17 protein-coding genes are annotated in these 16,355 nt (G+C 39.9%); 7 read left to right on the top strand and 10 right to left on the bottom strand.

The window, feature by feature from the left end; genetic code table 11:
* Nucleotides 1–79 precede the first annotated feature (79 nt).
* Complete coding sequence (locus tag CFH81_01835; protein ID DAB41062.1) at nt 80–2,341, top strand: hypothetical protein; 2,262 nt, start codon at nt 80–82, stop codon at nt 2,339–2,341.
* Nucleotides 2,342–2,398: 57 nt separating this feature from the next.
* Here the strand turns inward: CFH81_01835 and CFH81_01830 are convergent, their stop codons facing one another.
* The 7 genes from CFH81_01830 to CFH81_01800 form a co-directional block, all read right to left on the bottom strand.
* Complete coding sequence (locus CFH81_01830; GenBank protein DAB41061.1) at nt 2,399–2,698, bottom strand: Na+/H+ antiporter subunit G; 300 nt, start codon at nt 2,696–2,698, stop codon at nt 2,399–2,401.
* A gap of 10 nt (nt 2,699–2,708) precedes the next feature.
* A complete protein-coding gene (locus CFH81_01825) occupies nt 2,709–2,978 on the bottom strand; it encodes a K+/H+ antiporter subunit F (GenBank protein DAB41060.1) in 270 nt (89 codons plus the stop codon).
* Nucleotides 2,972–3,472 (bottom strand): Na+/H+ antiporter subunit E, encoded by a 501-nt coding sequence (locus CFH81_01820; GenBank protein ID DAB41059.1) that lies wholly within the window; start codon nt 3,470–3,472, stop codon nt 2,972–2,974. Before CFH81_01820 ends, CFH81_01825 begins: the two co-directional genes overlap by 7 nt.
* Entirely contained in the window at nt 3,469–4,986 is a 1,518-nt protein-coding gene (locus tag CFH81_01815; GenBank protein ID DAB41058.1) for a monovalent cation/H+ antiporter subunit D, read from the bottom strand. The genes CFH81_01820 and CFH81_01815 overlap by 4 nt, the downstream gene beginning before the upstream one ends.
* Nucleotides 4,986–5,324 carry a Na+/H+ antiporter subunit C gene (locus CFH81_01810; GenBank protein ID DAB41057.1) on the bottom strand — a complete coding sequence of 113 codons (339 nt, stop codon included), beginning with the start codon at nt 5,322–5,324 and terminating at the stop codon, nt 4,986–4,988. The genes CFH81_01815 and CFH81_01810 overlap by 1 nt, the downstream gene beginning before the upstream one ends.
* A complete protein-coding gene (locus tag CFH81_01805; protein DAB41056.1) occupies nt 5,315–8,149 on the bottom strand; it encodes a monovalent cation/H+ antiporter subunit A in 2,835 nt (944 codons plus the stop codon). Before CFH81_01805 ends, CFH81_01810 begins: the two co-directional genes overlap by 10 nt.
* Nucleotides 8,150–8,293: 144 nt before the next feature.
* A complete protein-coding gene (locus CFH81_01800) occupies nt 8,294–10,948 on the bottom strand; it encodes a valine--tRNA ligase (protein DAB41055.1) in 2,655 nt (884 codons plus the stop codon).
* Nucleotides 10,949–11,086: 138 nt separating this feature from the next.
* Between CFH81_01800 and CFH81_01795 the strand changes: the two genes are divergently transcribed.
* The 4 genes from CFH81_01795 (at nt 11,087) to CFH81_01780 (ending at nt 12,650) form a co-directional block, all read left to right on the top strand.
* Nucleotides 11,087–11,281, top strand: coding sequence for a hypothetical protein (locus CFH81_01795; protein ID DAB41054.1), 195 nt, complete (start codon nt 11,087–11,089; stop codon nt 11,279–11,281).
* The gene (locus tag CFH81_01790) at nt 11,259–11,477 is read left to right on the top strand and encodes a hypothetical protein (protein ID DAB41053.1); all 219 of its coding nucleotides are present in this window, start codon (nt 11,259–11,261) and stop codon (nt 11,475–11,477) included. The genes CFH81_01795 and CFH81_01790 overlap by 23 nt, the downstream gene beginning before the upstream one ends.
* A 142-nt stretch (nt 11,478–11,619) precedes the next feature.
* Nucleotides 11,620–12,183, top strand: a complete 564-nt coding sequence (locus CFH81_01785) for a hypothetical protein (GenBank protein DAB41052.1) — start codon at nt 11,620–11,622, stop codon at nt 12,181–12,183.
* A 32-nt stretch (nt 12,184–12,215) separates the two neighbouring features.
* On the top strand, nt 12,216–12,650 hold the full coding sequence (locus CFH81_01780; GenBank protein DAB41051.1) for a hypothetical protein: 435 nt from the start codon (nt 12,216–12,218) through the stop codon (nt 12,648–12,650).
* Here CFH81_01780 and CFH81_01775 read toward each other — a convergent pair.
* Both CFH81_01775 and CFH81_01770 read right to left on the bottom strand, forming a co-directional pair.
* Entirely contained in the window at nt 12,626–13,795 is a 1,170-nt protein-coding gene (locus CFH81_01775) for a hypothetical protein (protein DAB41050.1), read from the bottom strand. The two genes, CFH81_01780 and CFH81_01775, sit on opposite strands and share 25 nt — an antisense overlap.
* The gene (locus tag CFH81_01770; protein DAB41049.1) at nt 13,795–14,469 is read right to left on the bottom strand and encodes a two-component system response regulator; all 675 of its coding nucleotides are present in this window, start codon (nt 14,467–14,469) and stop codon (nt 13,795–13,797) included. The genes CFH81_01775 and CFH81_01770 overlap by 1 nt, the downstream gene beginning before the upstream one ends.
* A 106-nt stretch (nt 14,470–14,575) precedes the next feature.
* On the opposite strand from CFH81_01770, the gene CFH81_01765 reads away from it, so the two are divergent.
* Both CFH81_01765 and CFH81_01760 read left to right on the top strand, forming a co-directional pair.
* Nucleotides 14,576–14,932, top strand: coding sequence for a hypothetical protein (locus CFH81_01765; GenBank protein ID DAB41048.1), 357 nt, complete (start codon nt 14,576–14,578; stop codon nt 14,930–14,932).
* Nucleotides 14,933–15,013: 81 nt separating this feature from the next.
* Nucleotides 15,014–15,298 carry a hypothetical protein gene (locus CFH81_01760; GenBank protein ID DAB41047.1) on the top strand — a complete coding sequence of 95 codons (285 nt, stop codon included), beginning with the start codon at nt 15,014–15,016 and terminating at the stop codon, nt 15,296–15,298.
* Nucleotides 15,299–15,409: 111 nt separating this feature from the next.
* Here the strand turns inward: CFH81_01760 and CFH81_01755 are convergent, their stop codons facing one another.
* Entirely contained in the window at nt 15,410–16,294 is an 885-nt protein-coding gene (locus CFH81_01755) for a TIGR00730 family Rossman fold protein (GenBank protein DAB41415.1), read from the bottom strand.
* Nucleotides 16,295–16,355 lie beyond the last annotated feature (61 nt).

Below are 16,355 nucleotides of genomic sequence, written 5' to 3'. Positions count from 1 at the left end.
TGTATATAAAAAATTGATTTTTTTGAAGATAGATACAAAAAATAAATAGTGTAAATACAATTTTAATGTATAATCTTTTATGGACTTTATTAATTTATTGCAAAAAATAAAAAAATTACAAAGTACGGATCAGATGGTCATAAGTACATTGTATGTGTTATCTGAAAAAAGCATTCTTGCTGCAATGAGTGTTGTGGTGTTGACAGCTGTTTTCCTTTTTTCTTCGCTTTCGTATGCCATAGTGATTTGGAGTGCTGTATTGGGCTCTTTGTTGCTGTATCGACTGAAAGAAGCATACATTTTTAAAAAAATGCCCCAAACCTATACAATGGAAGTTTGGTATAAGCGGTTTGCCTGCATGGCATTTACAACAGCTTTTTTGATTTCTTTGCTTGGTTTTGCTTTTATCCATTACGTAGAAGCGTATTATCAGCTTTTTATTGTAACCGTGCTGGTGGGCATTACGGCTGCTTCGGCTATCTCTTTGTCAGCTGATCCCCGTATTGCCATAGGATATATTACTATCATTCTGTTTCCTCTTATTGCTGCGACATTGGCCGGCAGCTATCTGCAGATGCAGAGTGTTCTTGTGGCGCTGATTGTTTTGTATTATCTATCGCAGCTGATGATGATAGCAAGATCATACAAGCAAAGCCTGCAAAATAAAGAGCTTCAGGAAAGCAAAATGATGCTTCATGATATTTTCAAAGAAGCGCCAATGGCAATTTTTTCCTATGATTCCCAATTGCATATCACCAATTTTAATCCCCAGTTTCATACGCTTTTCGGCCAGCATGCCGAAGAGATGATGGGATTTGATTTAAACCTGTTGCCGGAGAGAAAGTTGTTTGCCGCGATGGAGCAGGCATTGGAGGGGCATTCTCAAAATTATGCCGGCACATACCCTATCTCTAAAGACAGAGTGCTTTGGCTGGAAGCAAAATGTTTTCCCTTAAATGGCAGCGGTAAGCGGCTGGGAGGCATCGTCATTGTTGACGACAAAACCAAAGAACATTTTGCATTAAAAGAGTTGGCCTATATGGCGCAGCACGATGAATTGACAGGGCTTTTGAACCGAAGAGGACTTAAGAATTATATGCAAGAGCTTATTCAAGACGAAAAGCATACCAGTTTTTATTCTCTTTTGTATTATTTGGATTTAGATGAATTTAAGGGCATCAATGATTCTTTAGGCCATAGCGTGGGCGATCATGTTTTGATAGCCGTTTCTGACCGACTAAAGACAACTTTAGATGAAAAATGTGAAATATTCAGGCTGGGAGGTGATGAGTTTGTTATTGTTCGTCCCTATATTTTTGAGGAAAAAACGAAAACAAAAGAGTATGCCGAAGCATATGCAGAAAAGATAAAAAATGTTTTTTTGGAGGTATTTGCTATTAAAGGTTTTCATTTGCATCTTCAGGCGAGTATCGGCATTATTGTTGTTGATCCAAAAGAGAATAATATAGAAGAGATCATTCGTCATGCCGATCTTACCATGTATCAAGCCAAAAAAGCCAAAAAACATCTCTCTTACTACGATGAAGACCTGGATAGAGCACAAAAAGAACTTTTTATGCTGCAGCATGAGCTTACCGCAGCTGTTGCTAACAACCAATTTGAAGTTTTCTTTCAGCCGATTGTTTCTATCAAAGACAATAGAGTTGCCAGGGCTGAAACACTGATACGCTGGAATCATCCCGAAAAAGGGTTGCTTGCACCCGCAGACTTTATACCGTTGGCTATAAAAGCAGGTTTGCTGGGAGAAATTACATGGTGGATGGTGGATGCTTTATGTCAAATTATTGCGAACTGGAAAAAAGAAAATCAATGGAGTATTTCGTATATTTCTCTCAATGTGAATGCCAGACAATTGCTTGAGGAAAATTTTGCTCAGCTTTTTTTAGCAAAACTTAAAGCGTATCACATAGAATCTGATGCCATTATGCTTGAAATTACGGAACGTTCTTTGATAGATAATTTTGAATATGCCCAAGGTATCATCAATACTCTGCAGGAGCATGGAGTGAAATGTGCTATCAATGATTTTGGTGCAGGATATTCTTCTCTTGCTTACTTGAAGAGGCTGTCATGCAATACACTAAAAATTGACAAAGAATTTATAAAAGATATTGTAGATGACCCAAAAGAGATTGCATTGTTGACAGCAATACTGGATATAGGCAGACAGTTTAATTATAGAACAATAGTAGTGGGTGTCGAGAATGAAGCACAGAAGTCATTGCTTGCGGAACTTGATGACCAATTATATTATCAAGGATTTTATTTTAATGAACCAATGCCTCAAGATGAGTTTGCGCAAAGATATCTTTGCGTTTAAAATGATTTTTTAGACATATACGCCTATACTCTTTTTATGGTTTTGCTTTTTTCAGCACTATTTATTGTTTTCTTTTTGCTTTAAATGCAAGGCTGATTTTGCCATTAGATGGGCGCTTATCGGAGCAGTTATAAATAAAAAAAGCGTAATAAGAATTTCATGAAGGCTCAATTCGCCCGAACTGACAAAAAAGAAAATACTCGAAGCTATTAAAATAGCTCCCGCACCCAAAGTGGTAGCTTTTGTGGGACCATGAAGTCTCGTAAAAAAATCCGGCAGCTTCACGATGCCGATAGAACCAACCAGTGTAAAAAAAGCACCCACAAAAACAAGTATAGCCAGTACAATTTCAAACATGTTATCTCCCTTATTCTATGATATCGCCGCGAAGCAAATATTTGCTAAGCGCAACGGTGCCTACAAATCCCATTACCGCAATAAGCAAAGCAGCTTCAAAGTATAAAGTGCTTCCAAGGTACAGACCAAAAAGGATTAACAATACAATGGAATTGATGTAAAGTGTATCTAAGGCTAAAATTCTATCGGGTATGCCGGGACCGGCAATGAGCCTGTAGACATTTAAAAAAAGTGCCACAACAATCATACCAATAGCAACAGAAAGTACAAATTCTAGCATAGTTTAAATACCTCCATAAGCGGTTTTTCATATCTTGTTTTTATTTCATCGATAGCTTGATCTATATTGTTTATGCTCAGACCGTGAATGATGAGATATGTTTTATCCTCGCTCAAATCACAACTCACAGTACCGGGCGTCAGTGAAATGGTACTGGCTAACAGGCTTATCCCAAGAGGATGTTTTATATCAAGCGGAAGATTGAAAAAGGTTGGTTTTAGATTTTTGTTCGGACCCAGTATCAGCCTCGAAACAGCAATATTTGCTACAAGTATGTCGTACGCTACTATGCCGGTGAATTTCAAAAAAGTTAAAGGATGTTTTACGCAAATCTGCTCAGGCCAGAAATCAGAGGTAAACCAGGGTATCAAAACGGCAAGAATGGTACCCAGCATAACATGTCCTGCAGATAATGTATTGTTGAGCAAGAGCCACATAAATACCAGCGCGATACTTAGAATGGGATGCGGTAAAAAAGTTTTTATTTTTTTCATTGGCGTGTCTCCGTGGAGATATTTAAAACCGCCTCAATGTAAGCGTTTGTATTAAAGATCATTTCTGCTGTATGATGGGTAAACTCGGTGATCGGATTTGCAAAGATTGCCATAAGCGGAGCAAATATAAATAAAAATAGTACAGGAGAAAAATATTTGTTCGTGATCTTTGTGTGAATCGGCTCAACCGAATTGTCCGTATCGTAAAATATCTGAGAGCCGGTCTTTGCCAAAGTGACGACAATAAACAAACCGCTTAGCAAAACAACAGTCAAAATTATTCCTGCGTGCTGATGATCGATAGCAGCAAAAAGTATCATTAGTTTTCCAAAAAAACCTGAAAGAGGGGGCATTGACGCGATCGCGACCGCATACAAAAAAAACAAACTGCCGATAAAAACACTATTGCTAAATAAAGGTGCTTTTATAAGCTTTCCTCTTATTTGGCCTCTTGAACGCACAATGATATCTGAAAGCAAAAAAAAGCCGCCGGCTATAAGCGTAGAATGAATCATATAATAAATTGCCCCGCTCATGGCGGCAACACTATGCATTCCTATGGAAATGAGAAGTGTTGACACCGAAGCAAGCACTAAGTAAGCTATCTGATTTTTAAGTTCTTTTGCGCTCATGGCGCCAAAAGTGGCCATAACAAGTGTTATAAGCCCGGCGTTCAATACCCAAGGTGCATAGTAGTTCGCAAGTTCACCGGCATTGTCACTAAAAATAGTACCATGTACTCTTATGATGGCATAAATTCCGACTTTGGTCATAATGGCAAAAAGCGCCGCAACAGGAGCCGACGTTTTGCTGTATGCACCGGGCAACCACAGATAAAGCGGAAACATAGCCGCCTTTAATCCAAATACAACCAAAAGCAAAAGTCCAGCAGCTGCGACAATACCTACATTGCTGCTTGGTAAAATAGATATTTTATTGGCAAGATCTGCTATGTTCAAGGTGCCAACAATCCCATAGAGCGTGCCAACTGCAAATAAAAATAAAGTTGATCCTACAAGGTTGATCACCACATAATGAAGCCCGGCTTTTGTTCTTCCGTTGCCCTCACCATGAAGCAGCAGACTGTACGAAGCAAGGAGTAAAATCTCAAAAAATACAAATAAGTTAAAGAGATCTCCCGTTAAAAAAGCACCATTTAGACCAAAAAGCTGTAATTGAAAAAGGACATGAAAGTGCGCACCCATTTTGTCTGTATCGCTGGCTATGGCATACCACAATGCGCCAAGGGCTAAAAGTGATGTGACGATAACCATTAAAATGGATAACCTATCCAGAACCAAGACGATGCCAAAAGGAGCTTGCCAACCGCCAACCGCATAGATGACGAGATTGTTTTGTAAAACCTGAAACAATGCCAAAAAAGAGATGATGATCAAAACTATCATCATGGTAACTGATAAAATTCTTTGATTTTTTAGTCCAAAATGTTTAACAAGAAGCAATAAAATCCCTGCCATCAAAGGAATTAAAATGGGCAAAATAGCTAGATGCATTATTTGTCTTTCCTTTTTGCGGGTGTTCCGTTTACGTGATCGTTTCCAAATTTACTGTAGGCTTTTAAAGAAAGTGCGATGACAAATGCAGTCATGGCAAATCCGATAACAATGGCTGTTAAAACAAGTGCCTGAGGAAGAGGATCGGCATATTCTGCGTTATTTTTTAAAATAGCAGCTTTGTCAATATGCAATCTTCCCATGGCAAATAAAAAAAGATTGACGCCGTAAGCAAGCATGGTAAGTCCCAAAACCACAGGATAGGTTCTTGCCCGGAGTATTAAAAATATACCCGCAGCCGTTAAAACAGCAATAATTAAAGCAAGTATTATTTCCATAGGTTTTGCCCCTCTTTAGATTTTTTTTTGTGAGTTTTGTGGGAATTGAGACTTAGTTTACCTAGCTGCACAAGTATCATAACGGTAGTGCCAACCACAACCAGGAAGACTCCCAGATCAAAAGCAATAGCGCTGGCAATCTCAAATTCCCCGATCAAGGGCCAATCAAGATGCGTAAAGGCAGAAGTTAAAAACGGATACCCGATCGCCATTGATACAAGTCCTGTCGCCACAGCAATCAGTAATCCGTAAGCAATCAGATTGTGGGTACCAAAAGGAATTCTTTTTCTTGTCCATGCTATTCCATTTGCAAGATACTGAACAACAAGCGCTATGGAAGCAATGAGCCCGGCAATAAATCCTCCGCCGGGAAGATTATGTCCTCTTAAAAATATATAGATACTCACCATGAGCATCAATGGAAGCAGCAATCTCGCAAGTGTTTGAAGTATTGATGGATAGATATCTGTTGACCAGGCAAACCCATGGATGTCTTTTGACGGTGCATAGAGTTTGAGTCCTTGAAGCATGGCAAGTATGCCAAGTCCGGCAATCGCTAAAACAGTAATCTCTCCCAGGGTATCAAATCCTCTAAAATCAACCAAAATCACATTGACGACATTTGTTCCGCCGCCGCCTGTGAGCGCATTTTCTAAAAAATAGGTTCCAATAGCGGTATATTCTCTGCTTAATACCGCCAAAGTAAGCACAAAAACGCCTACGCCTCCGCCAATAGAGAGAATGAGGTCTTGGATTATTTTGAATTTAGATGATTCTTTTGGTGTATATTGCGGAAGATAATAAAGCGCAAGCAGTATGAGTATTATCGTCACCACTTCAACGCTAAGTTGGGTTAAAGCCAAATCAGGTGCTGAAAACTTAATAAATATCAATGAAACAATAAGTCCTGCGACCCCAAGCGAAACAAGTGAAGCCAATCTGTTTTTATGCATCAGCACCGTTGCAATGATTGCTATGATAAGAATGGAAGCAACCGCGATTGCAATCCAATCCATGCTCAAAAAAGCTCTGTTGCCAAATAGTGGCGAATCTCCATAGGAGAATCCTGCAAATACTGCTAAAAATGATGCTGCCAGCGTCCATGCAATCATTGTTTGCAGAGACTCTTTGTTGAATCCTGAAGTGATATAGTCTGCTAAACCAAATAGAGCATTGAGTATTTTATTGTAGGGCACTCTTGCGTCAATTCGCGATACGTTTTTTTCATACCATGCAAATAGCGCTTTTCTTTGGCGGTAAATAAAAATTCCCCCAAAAAATGCAATAAAACTCATCAGGAGCGGCAAAGTAAAACCATGCCAGAGCGCAAGGGAATACTCAGGAAGCGGAGTTTGCAGCGACCCTGTCACAGCAATAGCCAATAAAGGAGCCACAGTGAACATGGGAAGTGTTCCTACGGCAAAACAAGCAACAACCAGTAAATCAACAGGTATTTTCATAAACCTGGGGGGTTCATGCGGATTTTTTGGCAAATCTTTTATTTGACCGTTAAAAAATACATTATGAATAAACCTGATAGAATATGCCACTGCGAAAGCCCCCGCCAGCGTAGCAAAGAGGGGGGACAAAAAATTTAAAAGCGTTTCATCGATGAGCGTTCTTTCAAAAAACATCTCTTTGCTTAAAAATCCATTGAGCAAAGGAACACCGGCCATAGCCGAGGCTGCTATCATTGCCAGGGTCGCCGTATGAGGCATAAAATCCCACAGGCCTCCTAGCCGCCTCATGTCTCTGGTTCCTGTTTCGTGATCAATGATGCCCGCAACCATAAAAAGTGATGCTTTAAATGTGGCGTGATTGATGATATGAAAAAGAGCAGCCACGGTAGCCAATGGAGTCGAAAAGCCAAAAAGCAAGGTGATGAGACCAAGATGACTGATGGTAGAATAAGCCAAAAGTCCTTTCAGGTCATGCTTAAACAGAGCAGTAAAAGCGCCAAGCAAAAGCGTAATCATACCCGCTGTTGAAACCAGTATGATCCATGCTTCCGTACCGCTAAGGGCAGGGTAAAGCCTTGCGAGCAAAAAGATACCCGCTTTGACCATGGTGGCTGAATGAAGGTATGCCGATACAGGCGTGGGGGCTGCCATAGCATGGGGAAGCCAAAAATGAAATGGAAATTGAGCTGATTTGGTAAATACTCCAAGCAGTACAAGTAAAATAATGGGAGTGTATAAAGAGTGTGATCTTATCGCATCGCCGGCCGCAAGGATATCGCTTAAATTATAGCTTCCTGCTGCATGTCCAAGCAGCAATATGCCCGCAAGCATCGCAAGTCCGCCGCCACCTGTGATGGTCAATGCCATTTTTGCGCCGTCTCTTCCTTCGGGTTTGTGCTGCCAATAGCTAATAAGCAAAAATGAACTCAGCGAGGTGAGCTCCCAAAATACCGCAAGCTGAAGCACGTTTTCTGACAGGACAATCCCAAGCATCGAGCCCATAAAGAGCAAAAGGTAAGAATAGAATCTTCCCATGCTGTCGCGTGAGGAGATATAATATCTTGCATATATAATAACAAGCAAACCAATGATGAGGATCAAATAAGCAAAAAGAAGCCCTAATCCGTCAAGCCTAAAGGCAAACGCAAGTCCGATGGAGGGTATCCAGTTCCAAGAGCGAACAAGCGTTAGTCCTTCAAATGGCAAATATGCCAAATTGGTCAATATGGCCATGGAGAGTATGGCGACAGTTCCTGCTCCCCAGGCACTTGCAATTCTATTTTTTTGCGCAACAACGGCTACGATTGCTGCTCCCAAAAAAGGAAGCAGCACTATAAGCGGCAAACCTATTGTTTGAAAAATAATATACTCCTCTTTTTAAATATTTAAAATGACTACATGCGTTCTTGGATCAAAAAACAATTTTTCCGTCCTGTTGTATGTACAGCATGATCTCTTTGGTTTTTTATGCGCTTTTGCAAAAAGAGCATTGCAGGCTTTGTCGGGCATTTATGCACCAAGTCCTTGAAGCTCTGCTTTGACTTTATCCATCTTTTCCTGAGCGTCCTGAAGTGCCTGTTTGTTCTCTGAGATCACTTGCGCGGGGGCATTGGCTACAAATCTTTCATTGTTGAGCATGCCGCTGAGTTTGGCGATCTCTTTATCCAATTTTTCTTTTTGTTTGGCCAGTTTGCTTATGATGGCGCTTAGATCGATATCCTCGGTCGGAATATAGACTTCAAGAGTATCTGCAATATCAGTAACAGCATTTTCTACTTTCGTATCAACCAACTCAACATCTTCAACTTTTGCAAGCTTTTGGATAAATGGTTTTACAGTTTGAATACTAAATAATTTTGTTGGGTCATTGCTTATAAGATTTGATTTGATATATGCTTTAGCTATTTTGCTGTTACCCATATCGATAACAACTTTTGCTCTTCTAATAGCAGTAATCGCCTCTTCAATATGTGAAAAGAGATTATCATAAATTATTGTTCTATGGATATCATTAGGAAATTTTTTTATCATCAAAGATTCACCTTCTTCCAATGAAGTCCCACTCAATTTATGATACAAATGATCTGCAATAAATGGCATAAACGGTGAGATCATTTTCAAAGTTTCTTTAAAGATAGCTCCAAGTTCAGGAATAGACTCTTTAGAGGCTTTGGAGTATTCTATTCCCCAGTCACAAAACTCATTCCATACAAATCTGTAGAGGATTGAAGCAGCATCATTAAAACGATATGAATCCAAAGCATCTCTCATTTCTTCAACTGCAAGAGATAATCTATATTGCATATAATGACCAAGGGGTGTTTCAATTTTCGTATCAGCAAGATCATTAAACTTATCTACATTCATCTGCAGGAAGTTGCTTGCATTGTAAAGCTTGTTGGTGAAGTTTCTGAACTGTTCAAGGTTCTTCGCGCCCAGTTTGATATCGCGTCCCTGAACTGCAAGGAATGCGAGGGTAAAGCGGATGATATCTGCACTGTGCTCTTCGACCATATCCAGAGGATCGATGACATTTCCTTTGGACTTGCTCATTTTGGCCCCGTACTCGTCGCGCACAAGCGCGTGCATATAGATATCTTTAAACGGCAATTCTCCCATAAAGTGTTCACCCATCATCATCATCCTTGCCACCCAGAAGAACATGATGTCAAACCCCGTGATCAGCAGCGAGTTGGGGTAGAAATCTTTCAGATCTGTATCATTGTAAGTATCGGCCATTTTTCCGTTATTTCCCCAGCCAAGCGGAGAGAAAGCCCAAAGGGCCGAGGAGAACCATGTGTCGAGCACATCGGGGTCTTGATGGATATTTTTGCTTGCACAGTGCGGGCAGGATTCAGGAGCGTCATGCTTGTCTGCCCACTGGTGACCGCAGTCGTCGCAGTAAAATACAGGGATGCGGTGTCCCCACCAAAGCTGTCTGGAGATGCACCAGTCTCTGAGTTCGTCCATCCATGCACGGTAAGAATTGAGCCAATGCGGCGGGTGGAACTTCGCTTCCCCTGCATAGGTTTTTTCGATACTTTTTTTTGCCACTTCGCTGCGTACAAACCACTGTTTGGAGATATACGGTTCGACGATGTTTTTGCACCGGTAGCAGTGGCCGACCTGATGGACATGCTCTTCGATCTTGACGATAAATCCTTCACGCTCCAATTTCTCTACGATCGGCTTTCTGGCTTTTAGCCTCTCCATCCCTGCAAATTCGCCGCAGTAGTCATTCAGGATGCCTTTCTCGTCAAATACGGTGATGAACTCAAGATCATGTCTTTTTCCGACTTCGTAGTCGTTCTGGTCGTGCGCAGGCGTGACTTTCACGACCCCCGTTCCAAATTCCATATCGACATGCTCATCTGCAATGACCTTGATCTTTCTATCCGTCAGCGGCAAGACAACCTCTTTGCCTATGATGTTTTTGTATCTCTCGTCGTTGGGATTTACCATGATCGCGGTATCGCCAAAGTAAGTCTCCGGCCTTGTGGTTGCAACCGTGACATATCCGCTTCCGTCGGCAAAATGGTAATTCATATGGTAGAATTTGCCGTTAACTTCTTCATGTTCGACTTCGATGTCTGAAAGGGCGCCGTCATGCGTACACCAGTTGACCATATAGTTGTTCTGGACGATCATCCCTTCATTGTAGAGGTGAACGAAAGCCTCTTTAACCGCTTCTTTAAGACCCTCATCCATCGTAAATCTCTCTCTTGACCAAGCCGGAGAGACGCCGAGTTTTCTCATCTGATGTACGATGGTTCCGCCTGAGTACTCTTTCCATTTCCAGACACGCTCCAAAAATGCCTCTCTGCCGAGCGCCTCTTTGGTAGTTCCTTCGGCCAAAAGATGTTTTTCCACGACATTCTGTGTAGCGATACCCGCATGATCGGTACCGGGCTGCCAAAGGGTCTTGAAACCGTCCATTCTTTTATAGCGTGTGATAATATCCTGCAGCGTAAAGGTTAGGGCATGGCCGATATGCAAGCTTCCGGTGATGTTTGGCGGGGGCATCATGATGGCAAAATGTTTATCCGGTTCTTGTATGTTACGGTTTCCGTCAATTTCAAAATAACCGCGTTCTTCCCAGATTTTATAGTAGTGTTCCTCTATTTCTTTTGGGTTGTAGACAGCTTTTTTTGTTGTTTCACTCATAGGTATATTCCATTTGTAGGTTATAGTATTGCCTGGATTATAGCGTATTGGTGCTTTTATGGAGTTGGGAAAAGTAGACTTTATCTTCTATTGACAATCCTATCATAATGAAATACAATGACAAAAAAGGAGTATGCCGTGAAGCAAAAAATAGAAGAAACCATTGAACATATTGAACATTCAGATCAAATTTCACAAGAGATTAAGCCTGCCGTTATCGAAAAGCTCAAAGAGTGGAAAGAAGAAGAAAATGCCATCAATGATGTTGCTGTCAGACTGGAGCAGTGGTGGGTGGAAATAGAGCCTATTTTTGCAGAATTGGGATGGGTATAGGAACGTGGAGTTTTATACCCGATATATCTACGAAAAAAAATGGTCAAAAACCACCAAAGAGCAAGCACTGCGTATTATCCAAGAAGAAATGCCCCAAACCGATGCAGAATCAACACTGAAGTACATCCTTGCACAACTGCAAAAAGGCAAGATTGTTACGCTTGGAGAGTGCCGCTTTGGATTAATTTCTTCTTAAGGTTTTTTGGCTTGATTTGGCTTGTAGTTTGTGAAAAGAAAAAAAATGATTAGATGGGTGAAACAATCTCGGCATTAATTTCATACCAGTTTCACACTATCTTTTTAAAATAGGCTTCCCAAATAAACAAAAAGGATACAAAATGAATAAAAAAATTGAAAGCCGCAGAAGTTTTTTATCAAAAATGGCGATGACGGGAGCGGCGGGTGCAATGACACTCATGTCAGCTTCTGCTTATGCCAAAGGACCAAAAGAAATATCGGAACTTACCGCTGAGCAGAAAGATGAACTTTTTTTTATCTATCAAGAAGAAAAAGTAGCCAGAGATGCATATGTCACGCTGGGAAATATTTACACAGAAGAACAAACATTTGCCTCCATCCAGCTTTCCGAGCAAAGACATATGGATTCAGCCAGAGAGCTTTGTGTCAAGTACGGGGTAGATGTTTCCGAAGTGGATGAAACAAAAGTTGGCGAGTTTGTTCTGCCGCTTTTGCAAACGCTATATGATGAACTTATGATGAGCGGAGAAGAGTCTTTGCTGGATGCGCTTAAAGTTGGGGAACTTATCGAAATTAAAGACATCAAAGATCTTGAAGAGGCATGCATAGGTATGCCAGCTGATGTGGTTAGTGTTTATGAAAATTTAAAAGAAGGAAGCTTGAACCATCTTGAAGCATTTCAGACTGCCATTGCAAGAGCATAGTTTGTCGGCAAAGATGCTAAAAATAATTTTTAATGCCGATGCAAAACAAGAGTGACAGAAAAAACACGGATATTTTAATGAAGCCTGAAGAAATAGTCATCCGTTATTACGAACTGCTTTATGGCGGTTCGATTGGAAAGCTCAAAGAGTTAATGGTAGGTTCATCGTATCGGATGACGCTCGAGGCTTTCGGGTTGCGTTTGTCTTTGAAAAATCCGGTATTTAAATCGCTTCTTGAAAAAATAGAAGAGGATGATAAGACCTTAAAGAAAGTAGAAGAACTTCTCTGTGCAGAGCTTGCCTACAGAAAAATATCGCCGGAAATTCAGATTGTGGAAGTTGAAATGAATGGCGAAGAGAGGATGACGGTACATTTTACGGAAAATAAAAAAGAAAAAAAACTTTATTTTTCTAAAAAAAATGAGGTTTGGAAAATCGATTATTATGCGGGGCGCAGGATTTCCTGAGCCGGCCATATCAGTTTAAACTCGCTCCCTTTTGAGACTTCAGAATTAAGCTGGATGCGGATATTGTATTCTTTGCAGATTTGATTGACAATATCCAGTCCCACTCCAAATCCATCTTGCAGACGAGAAGATTCAAAGCGTTCAAATATCTTTTTTTGATTTTCTTTTGAAATCCCGATCCCGTCGTCTTTTATACTGTAGTATTTTTCCGTCAATATGATTTTTATTTTTCCGTTCTTTTTAGAAAATTTGATAGCATTTGAAAGCAGGTTGTCAATCACTAAAATAAGCTTTCTCTTATCCATATTGATCGTTTTGTGCTGCAAGTCATACTGTATGTCTATTTCTTTGAAATGAATTAAGGTGTCCATGTATCTTATGCGCTCCAAAACAATCTCTTCGACGTCAATAGGGCAGTCCTCGTATTTGATATAGTTATGAAAAGAAACAAAAGAGAGATCACTGTAGAGTCCCGAAAGCGTTTTAGCGGCAATATCTATGCGTGAAAGAGCGCGAAATTGTTTTTCGGTAAGATTTGTTTTGTCCATGTGCTCGTAGCTCATTAAAATAGTGCTGATGGGGGTATTCATCTCATGGGTAGTGTTTTTCATAAATGTTTTGAGCGTATTTATCAGATTTTTGATAGGATAGAGCATAATTTTGGATAAAAGAAGCGACACAAAGAGCAAAAAAGAAAACCCAAACAGAGCTATGATGCCGATCTGCTTGAGAATGCTGTTGAGTTTTTCTGTTGAGAGATGTTGTTTAATGACAATATATTTTACGCCAAGATACTCTTTAAAGATAGACTCAACAAGATAATACTCCAATCCGTTGGCATAAAAAAGTTTTGAAAAATCTATAGGATCGTCAAATGTCGAAGCGATAAGCTGTTTGTTTTGGTCATAGAGGGCTATACCGTATCCCTCATCATAAAATGTAAAGTTCTCACTTTTTGTTTCGTGATAATATTCAAGTCTGCTGTTGATGCTGATGGCTTTGTTGCGCATGCCGGACCGCATCTCTTCAATAAGGGCATTTTTTTGATCACTATAGTAAAGATATCCGATACCTGCTCCGAAAATACTCATGGATCCTAAGTATACAATCAAAAAAAACAATACACTTTTGGTTGTGGCTTGCATTAATTATCTGCTTTTATAATAAACCTGTAACCCTCACCCCTAAGATTTTGAATCGTGTTGGGGGCAAAATATTTTCTTAGGTTCTTCATGTGCGCTCTTAATGATTCGGCCGAAGCGTTTTCATCGTAATTCCACATAATTCTATAGAGATCGTCGAAAGAAACGGTCGTGTTGGTGTGCTGTAAAAAGTATTTAAGGGCTTTTAGTTCTTTGGGCGGCAAAGCAATACTCTGAGTGTCTACAATCAGCAACTCGGTATCTATATTAAATGTGATATTTTTATCTATTTTGATGACAGATGAACGCTGCTGGGCAAAAGATCGTTTTTGTATGTTCTTAATCCGCAAAAGAAGTTCAGCCAGTTCAAATGGTTTTTTGAGATAGTCATCCGCGCCGCTTTTAAAACCTTCAGATACATCTTCAATATCATTAAGAGAAGTAATAAAGATAGCAGGCGTGGTGTCGCCTTTGTCGCGTAGCATTTTTAAAAGATCAAAACCTTTGATTGCCGGAACATTTACATCCAGTACATACAAATCATAAGAGCATTCATACGCTCGGCTTAATGCCTCTTCTCCGTCATATACGACATCCACAACAAAATGATTGTCCCGCAGGTATTCAGCTATGATATCTGATAAGGCAATATCATCTTCTAGTACCAAAATATTCATCAAAACTCCTAAATTAAAATTATAGCACACAAATCAAAAGCAGATTTCATACATTATTCATTTTTTTTTATTATAATGCTTTTAAAAAACAAGGCGAAGCGCACGTATGAAAAAGATAAGTCTTTTTTTAAGCTATTTACTTATCATGCAAGTATCTTTATACGCAAATGAAAAATCGCTTGGCGCTATTCTTCAAAAAACGGGCAAATCAAAAAAACTTATCAGAGCTGCAGACAATAAACCAAAAAAACAGCCAAATTTTATCTTTAACAAAAACGGCAATTTCAACGGAATAGGATTGCCTGAAACAGAAAAATCTAAAAATAAAGATAAGTCAGAAAGCTACAATTATGAAAATAAATCCAACTTCAATTTTAAATTTAACAAAGGATTTTCAAATCCAAATATAGGAAGCATGAATATGGGCGGCCCGGGCGGCGGAGGCGGAGGCGGACGCCGATAATTTTCTTTTTTCGTTTCACACTATTTTCACACTCTTTTTTTATACTCCTTTTGTAATTAAAATCACTCCAAAGGAAACACCATGAAAAAAACTTTATTTATCGCAATGACATTGTTGGTCGCAGGTTCGTCTGCAGTAGTAGCAGAAGAGGTTGTCGCAGAATCAGGAAAGTATTCTTATCAGCATCAGCTTAAACAAGAAAATAGAGCAGCTGAAAGTCAAATGAAAAATCAATTTCAACACCAAAACCATAACGGCAACTACTATAAAGGAACAAACTCTCACATGAACAGTATGGGAAGTATGGGTAATGTAGGCGGTATGGGAAGTATGGGTGCAACTTCAAGAGGCGGCGGTCGACGCTAAAATCTCTAAAGCCAAGTTAACGATAACTTGGCTTTGTTGCTTTTTACCTCTTTGTTATAAATTTTTTTAACGCAACTGCACAATCAAAAGTTATGTACTGACCTTTCTATTTTAAATAAGCGGTGTTTTGTTTTTGGCGTGCCATGCCACAATCGCATCCCAAGCATCTTGCGCATTGTCTGCATAGATAATGATATCTGTATCTGTACGCGAAATTACTCCTTCTTCTATGAGAAAATCAAGATTGATAGCCTTTTGCCAGTATATTTTATCGATGAGCACCACAGGCATGGGTTTACTTTTTTTGGTCTGAATAAGTGTGAGAACTTCAAAGAGTTCATCAAGTGTTCCAAATCCTCCCGGGAAAAAAACAAAAGCTTTTGAGCGATTAAGAAAGTGAAGTTTACGTATAGCAAAATAGTGAAATACAAAACAAAGTTCCGGAGTGATGTAGGGGTTGGGGGACTGCTCAAAAGGGAGCTGAATGTTGAGCCCTATGGATTTAGCATCTGCATCTATGGCTCCTCGGTTGGCCGCTTCCATGATCCCCGGACCTCCTCCTGTCATAATGGTGACCGCAGGATGGCGTGATCCGTTGCCCTCTTTTCCCGCGATCTGACCGAATCTTCTTGCTTCGTCATAATAAATGCTTTTTCGCACCATGCTCTCGGCATGTTTTAAGGCCTCTAGCAATTTTGGGGAGTGGGGTTCGCTTTCGAGTTTTTTTTCAATTTTTTTAAGCCTGTCCAATGCAATATTGGATTGGACAATACGAGTGCTTCCGAAAACAACAATGGTGTGCTTAACTCCTTGTTTCATCATTTCTATTTCAGCCTTGAGATAGTCAAGATGAAGTCTGACGCTTCTTGCTTCATCTGACTGTAGAAAATCGGTATCTTCATAAGCTATTGTGCAGGCAGGATATTCTTCGATTTTTGTATTGTGTTTGAGGCGTGACTTGTGAGAAATTTTATTTTTCTTCGGTTCTTTGTGCATATTCTTTTTTGTCTCTCTTTGTATTTTGAATTTTACAGGGTGCATTGTAATCGTCAAGAGT

Origin of the sequence: Sulfurovum sp. UBA12169 (assembly GCA_002742845.1) — a bacterium.
GTDB lineage: Bacteria > Campylobacterota > Campylobacteria > Campylobacterales > Sulfurovaceae > Sulfurovum.
Note: the sequence above shows the minus strand (reverse complement) of the source record. Positions and strands in the feature narration are given on the sequence as shown.

Coding starts and splice junctions, on each gene's coding strand:
- CFH81_01835 (DAB41062.1), top strand. CDS start 80: ATGGACTTTATTAATTTATTGCAAAAAATAAAAAAATTACAAAGTACG.
- CFH81_01830 (DAB41061.1), bottom strand. CDS start 2,698: ATGTTTGAAATTGTACTGGCTATACTTGTTTTTGTGGGTGCTTTTTTT.
- CFH81_01825 (DAB41060.1), bottom strand. CDS start 2,978: ATGCTAGAATTTGTACTTTCTGTTGCTATTGGTATGATTGTTGTGGCA.
- CFH81_01820 (DAB41059.1), bottom strand. CDS start 3,472: ATGAAAAAAATAAAAACTTTTTTACCGCATCCCATTCTAAGTATCGCG.
- CFH81_01815 (DAB41058.1), bottom strand. CDS start 4,986: ATGCATCTAGCTATTTTGCCCATTTTAATTCCTTTGATGGCAGGGATT.
- CFH81_01810 (DAB41057.1), bottom strand. CDS start 5,324: ATGGAAATAATACTTGCTTTAATTATTGCTGTTTTAACGGCTGCGGGT.
- CFH81_01800 (DAB41055.1), bottom strand. CDS start 10,948: ATGAGTGAAACAACAAAAAAAGCTGTCTACAACCCAAAAGAAATAGAG.
- CFH81_01785 (DAB41052.1), top strand. CDS start 11,620: ATGAATAAAAAAATTGAAAGCCGCAGAAGTTTTTTATCAAAAATGGCG.
- CFH81_01780 (DAB41051.1), top strand. CDS start 12,216: ATGCCGATGCAAAACAAGAGTGACAGAAAAAACACGGATATTTTAATG.
- CFH81_01775 (DAB41050.1), bottom strand. CDS start 13,795: ATGCAAGCCACAACCAAAAGTGTATTGTTTTTTTTGATTGTATACTTA.
- CFH81_01770 (DAB41049.1), bottom strand. CDS start 14,469: ATGAATATTTTGGTACTAGAAGATGATATTGCCTTATCAGATATCATA.
- CFH81_01765 (DAB41048.1), top strand. CDS start 14,576: ATGAAAAAGATAAGTCTTTTTTTAAGCTATTTACTTATCATGCAAGTA.
- CFH81_01760 (DAB41047.1), top strand. CDS start 15,014: ATGAAAAAAACTTTATTTATCGCAATGACATTGTTGGTCGCAGGTTCG.
- CFH81_01755 (DAB41415.1), bottom strand. CDS start 16,294: ATGCACAAAGAACCGAAGAAAAATAAAATTTCTCACAAGTCACGCCTC.